The organism is Actinoplanes solisilvae (genome assembly GCF_003999975.1).
Lineage (GTDB): Bacteria > Actinomycetota > Actinomycetes > Mycobacteriales > Micromonosporaceae > Actinoplanes > Actinoplanes solisilvae.
The window spans coordinates 94,450-109,871 of sequence record NZ_RJAC01000011.1 but is presented as its reverse complement, the minus strand read 5'-3'; the positions used below and the strand labels follow the sequence as shown (position 1 = coordinate 109,871).

Here is a 15,422-nt window from a genome sequence, read left to right as displayed (position 1 = left end):
GGCACGTCGCGACGACGCCCCGCCGCTACCCCGCCGTCGTCCCGCCTAGCGGGCGGCCGCGGCGGCGAGCAGAGCGGCCCGCATCGCCTCTTCAGGAGCCGGCACAACCCCCGTGAACTGCTCGAACTGGCTCAGCGCCTGAGCCAGCAGAAGATCAAGGCCAGAGGCCACCGGTACGCCGTGAGCCTCGGCACTCGCGGCCAGCGGAGTGGGCCACGGGTCGTAGATGGCGTCGAACAGCACCGTGCCGTCACGCCAGGTGACCTCACCGGCCAGCGTGTCGGCCGCGCCCTTGGGCACCGTGGAGATCACCGCGTCGGCCTGGAACGTCTCGGCGGCCCGGGGCCACGGCGTGCCGATCATCGTGATGCCGAGGGCGGCCGCGGCGGGCGCGAGCTCCTCCAGCGCGGCCGGGCGGCGGGTCACGACCGTCACCGCCGAGGCGCCGAGCTGGGCCGCGGCCGCGAGCGCGGCTCGGGCTGTGCCGCCACCGCCGAGCACGGTCACCGACGGGGCGGGCTTGAGGCCGGCGTCGCGCAGCACGCGGACCATGCCGGCGACATCGGTGTTGTCGGCCTGCCAGGTGCCGTCGTCACGGCGTACCAGAGTGTTGGCCGCACCCGTGGCCACCGCGACCGGGGTCGCCGCCGCAGCCAGCCGCAGAGCCTCTTCCTTGAGCGGCATGGTCAGCGACAGCCCGGCCCACTCGGGGCCGAGACCGTCGACGAGGACGGCCAGCTGCGGCTCGGCGCACTCGAAGGACGAGTACACCCAGCCGGAGAGTCCCGCCGCGGCGTAGCCGGCGTTGTGAATCACCGGCGACAGCGAGTGCGCGATCGGCTTGCCGCAGACCGCGGCGCGACGGGATGGAACCACGTCGACCAGATTAGTCGCACTGCAGCTTGATGCCGTTGGCGCATGCCTTGTCGATGTTCTTCTCGTGCTCGGCGTCGGTGACCGCGAAGGCCGAGTTGCCGTCCTTGTCGACGGCCACGAAGAACAGCCACGGGCCGGTCGCCGGGGTCATGGCGCCCTGCAGCGCGGCCTTGCCGGGGCTGTCGATCGGGCCGGGCGTCAGACCGGTCTGAGACACCGAGTTGTACGGGTTCTTCGGGTCGTTCAGCTCGGCCTTGGAGAGCTGACCCGAGTGCTTGGCCGCGCCGCCCTTGAGCTGCAGCCAGTAGTTCGCGGTGACGTCGAACTGCAACGGCATCTGGGGCTTCTGGACGTAGGCACGGTTGTAGGCGACCCGGGCGATCTTCGGAAGGTCCTTGGGCACGCCGGCCTCGGCCTGGGCCAGCGACGCCACGATCAGCGCCTCGAACGGCGAGATCGAGAGGTTCTTCTGCACGGTGTCGACCAGGCCGAGCTCCTCGACCGTGGCGTTGAACTTCTCGACCATGACCGAGAGGACACCCTTGGCGTCGAGCTTGGGGTCGAACTCGTACGTGTCCGGGAAGAGGAAGCCCTCGATCGACTTGCGGGCCGGCTTGCCGTCGCGCCGGTTGAACCAGAACGACGCCACGCCCAGCTCTTCGGGCTTCTTGGCCGCCTCGACGAAATCGTCGTACGGGATCTTGGTGCCCTTGGAGAGCAGATCGAAGGTCTGCATCATGGTCAGGCCCTCGCGGATGGTGACACCGCGGGTGACGCGCGCCTTGGGGTCGAGCAGCAGCGTCACGGCGTTCTGGGCCGACATCTGCTTCTTCAGGTTGTACGTGCCGGACTGGATGTTCTTGCCCTTGGGGTTCTCATCCGCCGCGTTCACGAAGGCTTTGGTGCTCTTGACCACGTCGGCGTCGACCAGGGTGTTGCCGATAGTGGTCAGCGTGGCGTTCTTCTCGATCGTGACCTGCACCGGGTCGCCACCGGCGCCGTCGTAGTCGGCGGCCGTGAAGAAGTCTTTGACCTTGTTGTAGCCGAAGTAGACACCGCCGCCCAAAGCGGCGAGCAGGACGAATGCCATGACAAAGGCGATGCCGGACTTACCCGTGCTCTTCTTGCCGCCACGACCGCGGCGGTGCCTGGGTTTCGTCTTGTCGGCGTGCTCATCGAACGCCAGGTCCAGCTCGTCGATCATCTCTGCCTCCGCTGCGCGTCCAGCCAGCTCTGCAGGATCTCCACAGCGGCCGCCTGGTCGACGACCGCCCGTTGGCGCTTCCCTCGGACGCCACGCTCGGCCAGCCTACGGGTTGCGACCACGGTCGACATCCGTTCGTCCGTGAGAACGACCGGAACCGCGCCGATCGCGGCGGTCAGTCGCGCGACGTACGCACGGATGTCGATGGCGGCGGGCCCCTCGGCCCCGTTCAGGCGAACGGGGAGCCCCACCACGATCTGCACCACCTCGTGTTCCCCCACGAGGCGGACGAGCTCAGCTATATCGCCGGGCACGGCATCATCTGCCGCACCCATGTCACGGGCGACCGTGACCAGGGGGGTGGCCAGGATCCCGTCAGGGTCGCTGATCGCGACCCCGACGCGCACCTTACCGACATCGACGCCCAGTCGCCTACCCCGCGACAAAGCGCTCACCTGACCACCCTCCGTAGTCCAACTGGCCCTGAGCACCGCCCTTAAAGCGGACTTAAGGCGGTCACACAGCGGCGTCGTTCACCGACTTTTCCACCGCCGCCAACAGAACCGGCACCTGGTCGGCCGGCAGGCCGCCGCCCTGGGCCAGATCGGCGTTGCCGCCGCCCCGTCCGGAAAGGGCGCCCTTGACCAGATCGGCCGCGGAGAGCCCGCGGGCCTTCGCCGCCCCGTTGAGCGCGACGATCAGCGACGCCTTGCCGTTCGCCCGGGCCGCCACCGCGACGACCGCGGGACGCGCCGCGTCGATCTTGCCGCGGATCTCCTGCGCCAGCGTACGCACGTCGTTGCCCGCAGCCCCCTCCGGAGCCTCGGTGCCGACGAACGCGACGCCGCGCAGATCCTTGGCCTGCGCGGCCAGGGTTCCGGCACCGCCCAGCACCATCTGGGCGCGCATCTTCTCGAGCTCCTTCTCGGCGTCGCGCAGCGCGGTGACCGTCTGCTCGACCCGCTCGGCGACCTGATCGCCCGGCACCCGGAACATTTCGGCCAGACGCGAGACCAGCAGGTGCTCCTTGGCCAGGAAACCGAACGCGTCGATGCCCACGAGCGCCTCGACACGGCGTACGCCCGAACCGATCGACGACTCGTTGAGGATCTTCACGAGGCCGAGCTGACCCGAGCGGGCCACGTGGGTGCCGCCACAAAGTTCACGCGCGTAGTCGCCGACCTCAACCACCCGGACCTCGTCGCCGTACTTCTCACCGAACAGCGCCATCGCACCGAGGCGGCGCGCTTCCTCCTGGGAGGTGATGAACGCGTGCACTTCGAGGTCACGCAGCAGCACCTCGTTCACCTGCTGCTCGACGTCGTTGAGCACCGCGGGCGAGACGGCCCCCGGTGTGTTGAAGTCGAACCGCAGCCGGCCCGGGGCGTTCAACGAGCCGGCCTGGGTCGCCGACTCGCCCAGGAACGCGCGCATCGTCTGGTGGATCAGGTGGGTCGCCGTGTGCGAGCGCGAGATCGCCTTGCGCCGGGTCACGTCGATCTCGGCCTCGGCCGACTCGCCCGTACGCACCTCGCCGCGGATCACCCGCGCCTTGTGCACGATCAGCCCCGGCAGCGGCTGCTGCACGTCGACGATCTCGAGCTGCCCGGCGCCCACCTTGATCACGCCGGTGTCGGCCTGCTGGCCACCACCCTCGGCATAGAACGGCGTGGTGTCGAGAACCAGCTCGACGAAGTCACCCTCGCCGGCCACCTCGACCGCGCCGCCGCCACCGATCAGCGCCCGCACCCGCGATTCCCGCGTGACCTCCTGGTAACCGGTGAACTCCACCGGCCCACCCAGATCAAGAGCGTTCCGGTACGCGCTGAGGTCGGCGTGACCCGTCTTGCGCGCCGCCGCGTCCGCCTTCGCCCGGGCCCGCTGGTCGGCCATCAGACGACGGAAACCGTCCTGGTCGACCTCGAGGCCCTGCTCCTGCGCGATCTCGAGGGTCAGGTCGATCGGGAAGCCGTACGTGTCGTGCAGCTGGAACGCCTGGTCGCCGCTGAGCGCCTTCCCACCCTTGGCGCGCGTGTCGGTGATCGCCGTGTCCAGGATCGTCGTGCCCGCGCGCAGCGTGGACAGGAACGAGTCCTCTTCCGCGTAGGCGTAGTCGGAGATGCGGCCGAACTCTTTCTCGAGCTCGGGATACGACGGCGCCATGCAGTCGCGCGCCACCGGCAGCAGCTCGGGCAGCGCCGGCGCCTGCCAGCCCAGCAGACGGATCGACCGGATCGCGCGGCGCATGATGCGCCGCAGCACGTAACCCCGGCCCTCGTTCGACGGCGTGACCCCGTCGCCGATCAGCATCAGCGCGGTGCGCACGTGGTCGGCGATCACCCGAAGACGTACGTCGTCAGGGTGGCTCTCGCCGGCGACGTGACCCGAGTGCGCGCCGTAGACCTTGCCGGTCATCTCGGCCGCGCGGGCCAGGATCGGGCGGACCTCGTCGATCTCGTACAGGTTGTCGACGCCCTGCAGCACCGAGGCGACGCGCTCGAGGCCCATGCCGGTGTCGATGTTCTTGTTCGGCAGGTCCGACACGATGCGGAAGTCGGTCTTCGACTTCACGTCGGCGATGTCGTACTGCATGAAGACCAGGTTCCAGATCTCCATGTAGCGGTCCTCGTCGACCGCCGGACCACCCTCACGACCGTATTCCGGGCCGCGGTCGTAGAAGATCTCGGAGCACGGGCCGGCCGGGCCGGGGATGCCCATCGACCAGAAGTTGTCCTTCTCGTCGCGGCGCACGATGCGCGCCTCGGGCACGCCGATCGCCTTCCAGAACGCGTACGCCTCGTCGTCGGTCTGATAGACGGTCGGCCAGATGCGCTCGGGGTCGAGGCCGTAACCACCCTCGGACTGCGGCTTGGTGACCAGCTCCCAGGCGAGCTTGATCGCGCCTTCCTTGAAGTAGTCACCGAACGAGAAGTTGCCGTTCATCTGGAAGAACGTGCCGTGCCGCGACGTCTTGCCGACCTCGTCGATGTCGGGGGTGCGGATGCATTTCTGCACGCTGACCGCCCGCTTGAACGCCGGGGTGCGCTGGCCCAGGAAATAGGGCACGAACTGCACCATGCCGGCGTTGATGAACAACAGGTTCGGGTCGTCGATGGCCGGCAGCGGGGCGCTCGGCACGACCGTGTGCCCGTTGGCCTCGAAATGCGCCAGATAGCGCCGCTTGATCTCCGCCGTCTTCATCGGTTCCCCTCCTGGCCGTCCTGGCCGCTGTCCTCATCCACGTAGAGCTCACCCTCGGCGAACGCTTTGTTGATCTGTTCCTCGCGCTCCGCCGCGGCTTCGCGAACGTCGTCCACGAAGCTACGCACCGACTCGACCAGACCGCCAGCGGATTGCGACAGCGAGGTGGCGATGCCGGTCGGAGTGAACTCGTTCGCCTTCTGGGTGAGCTTGCGAACGACGATGGCGCCGACGGCGAGGCCGACGCCCAGCCAGAGCAGGCGCTTCATGGCGGTGGTTCCCTTCTGATTAGCGGCGGGCGGCCTTACGGCGCTGCTTCAGGGTCTCGCGGACCTCACGGGTCTCCTCGGCCGTGCGGCGGGCCTGCACGGTCTTGCGCAGGCCGTAGCCGAACGAGGCCACCTTGACCAACGGATTGGCGGCCGCGGCGGCGACGACGGTGGAGAGGTTGGCCACGTTCGCGGTGACGTGCGCGGCGTGCTCGGTGATCGTGTCGACCTTGGCGAGCTGCACGTTCACACCGTCCAAAGAGACCTGCACCTGGCCCAGCGTGGCGTTGACGCCCCGCACGGTGTCGTTCACGTCACCGAGCAGCGGGCCGGTGCGGTCGGTCAGGTCGTTGATCGCCCGGGTGGCGGCGTCGACGGTGCGGCCCAGCTTGAGGATCGGCACGGCGAGCACCAGCACGAGCATCAGAAAGGCGCCCGCCGCGATCAGGCCTGCGATTTCTCCGGCGTCCATCAGGCGCGTCTCCCTTACAAGGTCACGGTTGGCGGGGCAACGTGCAGACCCTACCGTCCGTGACCTCGGCCCGCGTCACGACGGCGAGGGTGTCGGCTCCAGGAGCGGATCATCGGTGATCACCGGGTCGGGCGTCACCCCGACGAGCGGGTTCTCCTCCTCCTGCGGCTGGCCCCGAGTGTCGGCGATCGCGGTCTGCACCTTGATGCTGACGCTCGACCCGACGCACTCGCCCGCGGGCTTCACCGGCGGGGCCGTCGCACCCCCGACCGAGGGATCGTTGGCCGCGACCTGGTCGACCTCGCACGGCGGCGGGCCCACGACGAGGTCCAGTGTGAACTCGTCGCGTTTGAAGCAGGTGTACGTGCCCTTCTGCTTGTCGGTCTCGAACTCGGGGCAGTCGACGACCTTCCACGGCTCCCAGCCGGCCGCGGTCAGGGCCGACGTGTAGGCGGCGGTCGTCTCCTTGAACGGCTTCTCCGACTCGGCGGTGCGCTCCCGGAACGTGCAGTCGAAGAAACACCATCGGCTGCCGCTGCTCTGGTCGTCGACCTTCTGCTCGGCCCACGACGGCACCTCGAGCGAGTTGAGAGAGCTGAAGACCGGGTCGTTGCCGGCCGCCCGCAACCCGAAGAACGCGGGCAGCACCACGAGCACGACGACGGCGAGCGAGACCAAGGTCACCACGCGGAGCTTCCGCTGACTGCGCAACTGCCCCCGCAACCCGGCAGGCGCCTCCTCGTCGTTGCCACCGCGTTCTTCACCCAAACGGGGTACGCCTTCAGCACCGGCGCCCGCGTCGACAGCGGCTCGCGCGGGCAGCGCGGGGCGTGCGCCCGGCGGCGGCGCGGCGGCTCCGACGCGCGCGGCGCCGACCTTGGCCGCCCCGACCGGGGCCGACCCCACCTTCGCGGCCCCGGTCGCGGCACCCGGCATGGCGACCGACGCCGCACCGACCGAGGCTGACCCGGCCGCGCCACCAGGCGGCCCCACCGGCGCGGCGCCGACCGAGGCGGCACCGGTGGCCGGGCCGCGCACGGCTGCTCCGCCGACAGCCGCGGCACCGGTGGCGCCACCGACCGTGGCCGCACCGGCAGCGCCCCGGGCGCCGCTCGGAGGCCCACCGGCCGGCCCGCCGGGACCGTTCGGGCCCCGCCCACGGGCACCCCGACCGGCCGGCGGCTGAGCCGTCGGGATGCGACCGGAATCGTCCGGGTCCCGCTGCGGCCCGGGCACGTTCTGGGCAAGCGAAAGCTGGTCGTACTCGTCATGGCCGGGCTCGTCGCGGGTCGCGCCGGGCACACCCTGGGCCCGCGAAAGCTGCCCGTACTCCCCCGGCGCCTGCGGCGATCGGCCATATTCGCCTGGAGCCTGCGGCGGCTGACCGTAAACACCCGGCGGCTGACCGGACTGACCGGGTGAAACCGGTCCGACCGGCGATCCGGGGGGTCCCGAGGGAACGGCAGCCGTCCCGGCGCGGCCACCCCGGGCCTGCGAGGGCTGCGGTCCTGGCCCTGCGGGCAGGGCCGGCCTCTGCTGACCTCGTCCCTGCGGCTGACCCGGTCCCGGCTGACCCGGGCTCTGCTGTCCTGGGCGGGGCGGCTGGCCCGGCTGACCTGGGCCCGGCTGGCCTGAGCGGGGCGGCTGGCCCGGCTGACCTGGGCCCGGCTGGCCTGAGCGAGGCGGCTGGCCCGGCGTCGGTTGCCCCGGCCCGCCCGGCTGACCCGGGACCTGCGCCTTGCCGCCGCGCGGGGCGACCCGGCCGGAGCCCTCGCCCGGCCGCGGGACCACGCCCGAGTTCTGTCCGGCCATCGCGCCGGCCCGGCCGGGCACGGCCGGAGCCCGGACGCCCTCGCGCCCCGGCACAACCGGCGGGACCACGGCCGCGGCCCGGGCCGTCGTGCCGGTGCCGGGCGCGATCACGGGAACGCTGCCCGTGTGGCCGGAGATGCCGGGTCCGCCCGACCCGCGTCCACCGCGGCCCGGAGCTCCCGGGCCGCCGGCCGGCCCGTCCGGGCGGCCTACGTTCTGACTGGTGCCGCCCGTTTCGCCCGGACCCTGCGGCGGCATGCCCGGAGCGGGCGCGGCGCCGCGCCGACTGCGGCCCTGGCCCTGCGGCTCCGGCTCGGGCGAGCCGTGCCGGCCCGTGCTCTCGTCCGGTGCGCGGCCGTGCCGCCCAGCGCCCGCGTCGTCGCCCCGGCCGTGCCGGCCGGTGCTCTCGCCGGGGCCCGCGAAGCCCGGACCGCTGCCGGGGAAGCCCGGACCCGGTGCACCGGACACGGGTCGTCCGGCGCCGGCGGAACCGTATTCACCGGGCACGCCGGAGACCGGCCGCCCGGCTCCCGCTCCCCCGAAGCCCGGCCCGGACACCGGACGCCCGGCGCCGCCCTGAGGCGGGCCGTCGGCCCGGAACCGGTCGCGGCCGCGGGTCGGGCCGCCCGGCGAAGTCGGGCGCGAGGCCGGGGACACCGGCCGGCCGGGAACTTCGGGCGCGTTGCCCGTGACCGGCACGATCGGCCCCGAGTGCATGCCGTCGACGTCACCGAGGTCGGTGCCACGCCGCGGGGGCGCGCCGTAGGTCTGCCCGGGCGCGCCGCCGGGGCCTGCTCGCCCGGCCGCCTGCGGCGGAACGCCACGCTGAGGCCCGCCCTGCTGAGGCCCACCCTGTGGGGGCGCACCGTATTGAGGCCCGCCGTGCTGGGGGCCGCCGTGCTGGGGGCCACCCTGCTGAGGGCCACCCTGCTGTGGGCCACCCTGCTGAGGGCCACCCTGTGGGGGCCCGCCTCGCTGCGGAAAGTTCTGCGGGGGCACACCGGCCTGGCCGGCACCCTGCGGAGGACGACCCTGCGGGGGCATGCCGCGCGGGGGAACGCCTTGCGGCGGCATGCCCTGAGGCGGCATGCCCTGAGGCGGCATGCCCTGAGGCGGCATGCCCTGAGGCGGCATGCCCTGAGGCGGGACCCCGGCCCGTCCGGGCGGGGCCTGACCCGGCACGGGTCGACCGCCCGAAACCTGCCCGCGCGACCCCGGCCCAGGTGCCTGTCCCGGGATCGGCCCGGAGTGTTCCTGCTGCCCACCGGCCGGGAACTCGCCGCTGGCGCCCTGCCATCCGCTTCCGGGGTCGGCGCCGAGCGGCGGAAGATTGTCGTCGGGAGCATCGTCGGGCCCGGGCGCGACCCGGCCCGATTTGCTGTACTGGGTCTCGCCGGCCAGCGTCCCCGGGCCGATCGCCGAGCGTCGTTCCTTGGCCGTGCGCAGGTCGTCGAGCCAGCCGGTCTCTTCCTGACCGATGACCTCGGGCTCGGCCGGTTCCGCCGGGCGTCCGCGGCCGAACCGGCGACCCTTCCGTCCGCCGCCGACATCGCGCAGGTCAGCGTCGTCGTCGGGCTGGTCGGCACCGCGCGGGGTCACGGCTGTTCCTCTCCGGCGGCGGAGCCGCTGTCGTCTGCCTGGTCCGTCCCGGCCGGGGCGGACGGGCCCGGATCGGGGAGGCTACCAGTCCCGGCTGTGACCACGCTCCCATCAGGAGTGGCCGACTCCGGAACGGCGCCCGTCGATGCGGGTCGTTCCCCCACCGGATCAGCCGCGATGGGGGTCGCGGGCGGTTCCGGTGTGATCTTTTCCGCAGGTCGGCCGGCCGGGGCCGGTGGGGCGTCCCCCGCACGCGGTGTGGCCGGGCGGCCACGCACGATGCGCCGCAGCCGGGGCACCCGTTCCCCGATCGCGCGTTCGGCACCGTGGTCGGTCGGCTGGTAATACTCCGTCTCGGCCAGATCGTCGGGCAGATATTGCTGGGTGACCACCCCTCGGGGGTCGTCGTGCGGATAGCGATAACCACGACCGTGCCCGAGCCCCCGCGCGCCCGGATAGTGCGCGTCGCGCAGCGCCGACGGGACCGCCCCGCCGCGCCCGGCCCGCACGTCGGCCATGGCCGCGCCGATCGCCGTCGTCACGCTGTTCGACTTGGGGGCGGTGGCCATGTGGACCACGGCCTGGGCCAGGTTGAGACCGGCCTCGGGCAGACCCACGTTCTGTACGGCCTGGGCCGCGGCCGTCGCCACCAGGAGCGCCTGCGGGTCGGCCATGCCGACGTCCTCGCTGGCGAAGATGACGATGCGCCGGGCGATGAACCGCGGGTCCTCGCCGGCCACCAGCATGCGGGCTAGCCAGTGCAGGGCCGCGTCGGGGTCGCTGCCGCGCATGCTCTTGATGAACGCGCTGATCACGTCGTAGTGGGCGTCGCCGTCGCGGTCGTAGCGCACGGCGGCGACGTCGACCGCCTTCTCCGCGGTGGCGAGGTCGATCTCTTTGACGCCCTGGGCGACGGCCGAGCCCGCGGCGGCTTCGAGGGCGGTCAGCGCCTTGCGGACGTCGCCGGACGCCAGCCGTACGAGATGCTCCTCGGCCTCGGTCGAGAGCGTGACCTCGCCGCCCAGCCCGCGCTCGTCGGTGACCGCGCGGCGCACGAGGCCGCGGACGTCGTCGTCGTCGAGCGCCTGCAGGGTCAGCAGCACGCAGCGCGACAGCAGGGGCGAGATGACCGAGAAGTAGGGGTTCTCGGTTGTCGCGGCGAGCAACGTGACCGTGCGGTCCTCGACGGCGGCGAGCAGCGAGTCTTGCTGGGTCTTGCTGAAGCGGTGGACCTCGTCGATGAACAGGACCGTGGGCGGACCACCGGCGCGGCGCTCGCGGCGGGCCGTGTCGATCACCGCGCGCACGTCCTTGACCCCGGCCGACAGCGCCGACATGGCGACGAACTTGCGATTGGTCGCGCCGGCGACGAGGTGGGCGATCGTGGTCTTGCCGGTGCCGGGCGGGCCCCAGAGGATCACCGACATGGGGCTGCTGCCGGTGACGAGCTGGCGCAGCGGCGCACCCGGCGCGAGCAGGTGTTCCTGCCCGACGAGCTCGTCGAGCGAGGCGGGTCGCATGCGCACCGGCAGAGGGGCGTCGGCGGCCGGGGCCGAGAAGCCGCCGGCCGGTCCCGCGGCCGGCGTGGCGCCCGGCTGGTTGAGGGAGAAGAGCCCGTCCAGTTCCATCGGGGGAAACAGTACCGGCCCGCCGGTACGTGCCCGAAATGCACGTGCCGGCGGACCGGGAAGGGGGCCTGGGGTGGGGACGGGAATCAACCGCGGCCGGGGCGGCGGCCGTAGAAGCGGCGGCCCGAGCCGGTGCCGCCGGTGCGCGGTCCGCTGCCGACGCCCGCGAGGTAGAGCGCGAGGAGCAGCAGCCCGAGCGAGGCCATCGTGGAGAAGTTGAACAGGTCGGGGGCGCCCAGGTTGGTGTCGAACAGGTCGAGGAGCAGCCAGACTCCGAAAACGACGGCGGCGGCGATAGCGAGCATTTTATTTTCCTCCGGGGGGTGAGAGCTCTGTCACGGCATTTACCCCGGTCACGGTGCCGTCCAAACTCCACTGTCACCCGAGCGAATTGACCGCCTTCGCGATCAGGAGGATGGCGATCAGCAGCGCGATGGCCGATTCGAGGCCCATCGCCGCTTTGGCCCAGCGCGACATCGGCAGGGTGTCGGTCGGGCTGAACGCGGTCGCGTTGGTGAACGCGACGTAGAGATAGTCGAGGAAGTACGGCTCCCAGTCCTTGGGGGCCAGCTCGGGCGTGGTCATCGGCGGGAATAGGAAGTCCGGGTACGGGTCGGTGCCGCTGGCGCGCCGGGCCGGTCCACCGCGGTCGAGCTCCCAGAACCAGATCGCGAAGGACAGGATGTTGAGCAGGTAGACCGCGCCACCGACCATGATCAGCTCGGCTGCCGTGCCCGTCTCGCGCCCGGTCAGGATCTGACGGACGAGCATCGCCACCGACCAGGCGTTGCCGAGGCTGGCCACCGCGATCAGGGCGAGGGCGAGCATCCGCAACCTCGGGGTGTCGCGCCGGATGCGCACCGGGTCGGCCGCGACCAACGCCGCCACCATCGCCACCTCGATGGCCGGCAGCAGCCAGCGCGGGCCGAGCGTGAGCCCTTCGGGCAGGGTCACCTGCAACGCGATGATCACGACGACCGCGAGCGACACCGGCCAGCGACGCTCGTCCTGGGTACGGCGCCGCCACGCCGGCTGGAGCACGTCCTCGGTCAGCCGCTCGAGCTCGTTCTCTCCCCTGCTCACCGGCCCATCATCGTCGCCGGACCGGTCGCGCGGAACCAATAGGGGCGGAACCGATAAGGCGCGGAACGAACAAGGCGCGGAACGAATCAGTCGGCCAGGCGGAGGAAGAGGTCGGTGCGCCACCTGTGCATGTCGGGCTGTTCGGCCGGGTTGGTCATCAGCACCTCGAGGCGGCAGCCCCACACCTCGCCGGTCGGGGTGGGCTGCATGTCGAAGGCCAGGCCGTGGTCCTGCGCCCAGTCGAGCAGCCGGGCGGTGACCGCCATCAGCTCGTCGGGGTGCCCGTTGTGGGTGATCGTCACGTAGCGGCCGGCCGGCAGTGTCTCGACGAACATGGGCGCGGCCACGTCGACCCGTTCGGTGATCGGGATGCCGGCCTCGACGACCAGGTCGGCGGACATGTCAATCACCCGGTAGCGGAAGAACGGCGCGCCGGCCACGGTCACCCCGCGCTCGCCGAGCCGCGCGAACATGGTCGGCAGGTGGTCGGCCACCCGCGCGAACTGGGTCATCGTGATCGACTCGCGCCGGCCCACGTACGCCTGCTCGCCCAGCTCGGTGATGGTCGGCTCCACGAGCCCAGTCTCACATGTCCGAGACGGGACGCAACCGGACGCGCAGCACCGTACGGGCGAGGGACGTGTCGAGCCGCACGTCGAGCGGGCGCGGACCGAGGCCGCCCTCGGTGCTGAGCCCGACCGGCAGTGCCGACGGGTCGAGGCCCTGGGCGCGGGCGATCAGGTGGCCGAACTCGGCTCGCGAGACCGCCTCGGGCCCGGCCACGTTGAGCAGGCCCGCGAACCGGGAGTCGGCCAGTTCGAGCAGGGCGGCCGCGAGGTCGTCGACGTGGATCGGGCAGCGGATCTCGTCGGTGAACATCTGACCGGAGCGGCGGCGCTCGATCAGGTCGCGGACGAGGGTCTCTTGCTTGCTCGCGCCGTCGCCGTAGATCAGCGACGTCCGCACGATGACCGCGGACGGGTCGACCGCCGCGACCGCCGTCTCGGCCGCCGCCTTGGCCGCGCCGTAGAGGGAGACCGGCGTGGGCGGATCGTCCTCCGTGTACGGCGACGGGCGCCCGGCGTGCAGGGCGTCGGACGAGACGTGCACGAGCCGGGCACCGACGGCGGCGGCCTCGGCGGCCACAATGGCCGCTCCGTCCGCCGTGATCCGCCAGTCCTCGGCGGGCCGCGACCCCGTCCACGGCGCGCCGCTGCTGTTGATGACGAGCTTGGGCCGCACGGCGGAGATGAGCGCCCGCACGGCTTTGCGATCGGTGATGTCCACCGGCACCCACCCACCGGCCGCGGTGGTGGCCGTTCCCACCACCGCGTGGTCGGTGGCCGCCGCCCGGCGAGCCACTACGGAACCGAGGAAACCGGACGCGCCGACGACGAGAGTGCTCATGTATTGATCAGATCAGTTCGAGCGCTCCACCGGAACCGCCACGCCGTCGGTGCCCGGCGTGCCGGCGGTCGGCTTGGGCTTCGCGTCGATGCCGGCCTCGAGCCGCTGCTGGGTGGTGATCGGGGTCGGCGCCGTGGTCAGCGGGTCGTAGCCGCCGCGGGTCTTCGGGAACGCGATGACCTCGCGGATCGAGTCGTTGCCGGAGAGCAGCATGCAGGTGCGGTCCCAGCCGAGCGCGATGCCGGCGTGCGGCGGGGGGCCGTACTTGAACGCCTCGAGCAGGAAGCCGAACTTGTCCTGCGCCTCCTCGGGCGAGATGCCGAGCAGGTCGAAGACCCGGCTCTGCACGTCGCCGCGGTGGATACGGACGCTGCCGCCGCCGATCTCGTTGCCGTTGACGACGATGTCGTACGCGTAGGCCAGCGCCTTGTCGGGCGCTTCCTCGAAGTTGTCGATCCACTCGTCGTTGGGCGAGGTGAACGGGTGGTGCACGGCCGTCCAGCCGCCGTCGTCGGTCTTCTCGAACATCGGGGCGTCGACGACCCAGCAGAACGCCCAGGCCGACTCGTCGATCAGGCCGGACCGCTTGGCGATCTCGATGCGGGCCGCGCCGAGCAGTTCCTGGGCCTCGCGGCGCTCGGTGGCGGCGGCGAAGAAGATCGCGTCGCCCGGCTTCGCCCCGACCTGGTCGGCCAGGCCGGCGAGGTGGGCCTCGGAGAGGTTCTTGGCGACCGGGCCGCGGGCCTCGCCGGTCTCGGCGTCGAGCACGACGTAGGCCAGGCCGCGGGCGCCCCGGGCCTTGGCCCAGTCCTGCCAGCCGTCGAGTTCCTTGCGGGTCTGCGACGCGCCGCCGGGCATGACGACCGCGCCGACGTAGCCGCCGGCCGCGATGGCCCCGGCGAAGACGCGGAACTCGGTGCCGTTGAGGTAGCTGGTCAGCTCGGTCAGCTCGACGCCGTAGCGCAGGTCGGGCTTGTCGGAGCCGTAGCGGTTCATCGCGTCGGTCCAGGTGATGCGCGGGATCGGCAGCTGCACCTGGTAGTCGGCGAGCTCGCTCCACAGCTTCGAGACGATCTCCTCACCCAGGGCGATGATGTCGTCCTGCGTGACGAAGGACATCTCGATGTCGAGCTGGGTGAACTCGGGCTGCCGGTCGGCGCGGAAGTCCTCGTCGCGGTAGCAGCGGGCGATCTGGTAATACCGCTCCATGCCGGCCACCATCAGCAGCTGCTTGAACAGCTGGGGCGACTGGGGAAGGGCGTACCAGGTGCCGGGCTGCAGGCGCACCGGGACCAGGAAGTCGCGGGCGCCCTCGGGCGTCGACCGGGTCAGGGTCGGCGTCTCGATCTCGTTGAAGTCGCGGGCGTGCAGGATCTCGCGGGCGATCTGGTTGGCCCGCGAGCGCAGCCGCAGCGCCTTGGCCGGGCCGGAGCGGCGCAGGTCGAGGTAGCGGTACTTGAGGCGCAGGTCGTCGGAGGCGGTGATCGCGTCGTCGACGGGCAGCGGCAGCGGGGCGGCCTCGGAGAGCACGGTCAGCCCGGACGCGACCACCTCGATCTCGCCGGTGGCCAGCTCGGGGTTCGCGTTGCCCTCGGGCCGGGCGTTGACCTCGCCGACGACGAGCACGCAGAACTCGTTGCGAAGCGCGTGCGCGTCCTCCTCGCGGAAGACGACCTGGACCACGCCGGAGGCGTCGCGGAGATCGACGAAGATGACCCCGCCGTGGTCGCGCCGGCGGGCGACCCACCCGGCGAGCGTCACCGTCGTGCCGGCGTCGCTCGCGCGCAGAGTGCCGGCTTCATGGGTACGAATCACGGGAAGGACTCCTCACAGATGTCACAGGGCGCAATCGACATTCTGTCAGGGGCCCT

General features: G+C 71.9%; 13 protein-coding genes. All 13 read right to left on the bottom strand.

Going from position 1 to position 15,422, the window contains the following annotated elements; genetic code table 11:
• Positions 1 to 45: 45 nt before the first annotated feature.
• Positions 46 to 876, bottom strand: coding sequence for a shikimate dehydrogenase (locus EER30_RS25790; protein ID WP_127503176.1), 831 nt, complete (start codon positions 874 to 876; stop codon positions 46 to 48).
• 10 nt (positions 877 to 886) lie between these two features.
• Positions 887 to 2,080 carry an endolytic transglycosylase MltG gene (gene mltG / locus EER30_RS25785; protein WP_127503175.1) on the bottom strand — a complete coding sequence of 398 codons (1,194 nt, stop codon included), beginning with the start codon at positions 2,078 to 2,080 and terminating at the stop codon, positions 887 to 889.
• Positions 2,077 to 2,535 carry a Holliday junction resolvase RuvX gene (gene ruvX / locus EER30_RS25780; RefSeq protein WP_127503174.1) on the bottom strand — a complete coding sequence of 153 codons (459 nt, stop codon included), beginning with the start codon at positions 2,533 to 2,535 and terminating at the stop codon, positions 2,077 to 2,079. Before ruvX ends, mltG begins: the two co-directional genes overlap by 4 nt.
• A 61-nt stretch (positions 2,536 to 2,596) precedes the next feature.
• Positions 2,597 to 5,281: an alanine--tRNA ligase gene (alaS, locus tag EER30_RS25775; protein ID WP_127503173.1), complete on the bottom strand. Its 2,685-nt coding sequence runs from the start codon at positions 5,279 to 5,281 to the stop codon at positions 2,597 to 2,599.
• Positions 5,278 to 5,550: a hypothetical protein gene (locus EER30_RS25770; RefSeq protein ID WP_127503172.1), complete on the bottom strand. Its 273-nt coding sequence runs from the start codon at positions 5,548 to 5,550 to the stop codon at positions 5,278 to 5,280. Before EER30_RS25770 ends, alaS begins: the two co-directional genes overlap by 4 nt.
• A 19-nt stretch (positions 5,551 to 5,569) precedes the next feature.
• Positions 5,570 to 6,022 (bottom strand): DUF948 domain-containing protein, encoded by a 453-nt coding sequence (locus tag EER30_RS25765; RefSeq protein ID WP_127503171.1) that lies wholly within the window; start codon positions 6,020 to 6,022, stop codon positions 5,570 to 5,572.
• Positions 6,023 to 6,097: 75 nt separating this feature from the next.
• Complete coding sequence (locus tag EER30_RS49615) at positions 6,098 to 9,433, bottom strand: hypothetical protein (protein ID WP_284699713.1); 3,336 nt, start codon at positions 9,431 to 9,433, stop codon at positions 6,098 to 6,100.
• A complete protein-coding gene (locus EER30_RS25755; RefSeq protein ID WP_127503170.1) occupies positions 9,430 to 11,061 on the bottom strand; it encodes a replication-associated recombination protein A in 1,632 nt (543 codons plus the stop codon). Before EER30_RS25755 ends, EER30_RS49615 begins: the two co-directional genes overlap by 4 nt.
• Before the next feature lie 86 nt (positions 11,062 to 11,147).
• Positions 11,148 to 11,366, bottom strand: a complete 219-nt coding sequence (locus tag EER30_RS25750) for a hypothetical protein (protein WP_127503169.1) — start codon at positions 11,364 to 11,366, stop codon at positions 11,148 to 11,150.
• Between the two features lie 73 nt (positions 11,367 to 11,439).
• Positions 11,440 to 12,144, bottom strand: a complete 705-nt coding sequence (locus tag EER30_RS25745) for a hypothetical protein (protein WP_240670300.1) — start codon at positions 12,142 to 12,144, stop codon at positions 11,440 to 11,442.
• A gap of 86 nt (positions 12,145 to 12,230) precedes the next feature.
• Positions 12,231 to 12,719 carry a GyrI-like domain-containing protein gene (locus EER30_RS25740; RefSeq protein ID WP_127503168.1) on the bottom strand — a complete coding sequence of 163 codons (489 nt, stop codon included), beginning with the start codon at positions 12,717 to 12,719 and terminating at the stop codon, positions 12,231 to 12,233.
• Positions 12,720 to 12,729: 10 nt separating this feature from the next.
• Positions 12,730 to 13,551, bottom strand: a complete 822-nt coding sequence (locus EER30_RS25735; protein ID WP_127503167.1) for an SDR family oxidoreductase — start codon at positions 13,549 to 13,551, stop codon at positions 12,730 to 12,732.
• Between the two features lie 12 nt (positions 13,552 to 13,563).
• Positions 13,564 to 15,366, bottom strand: coding sequence for an aspartate--tRNA ligase (aspS, locus tag EER30_RS25730; protein ID WP_127503166.1), 1,803 nt, complete (start codon positions 15,364 to 15,366; stop codon positions 13,564 to 13,566).
• Between the last annotated feature and the right edge of the window lie 56 nt (positions 15,367 to 15,422).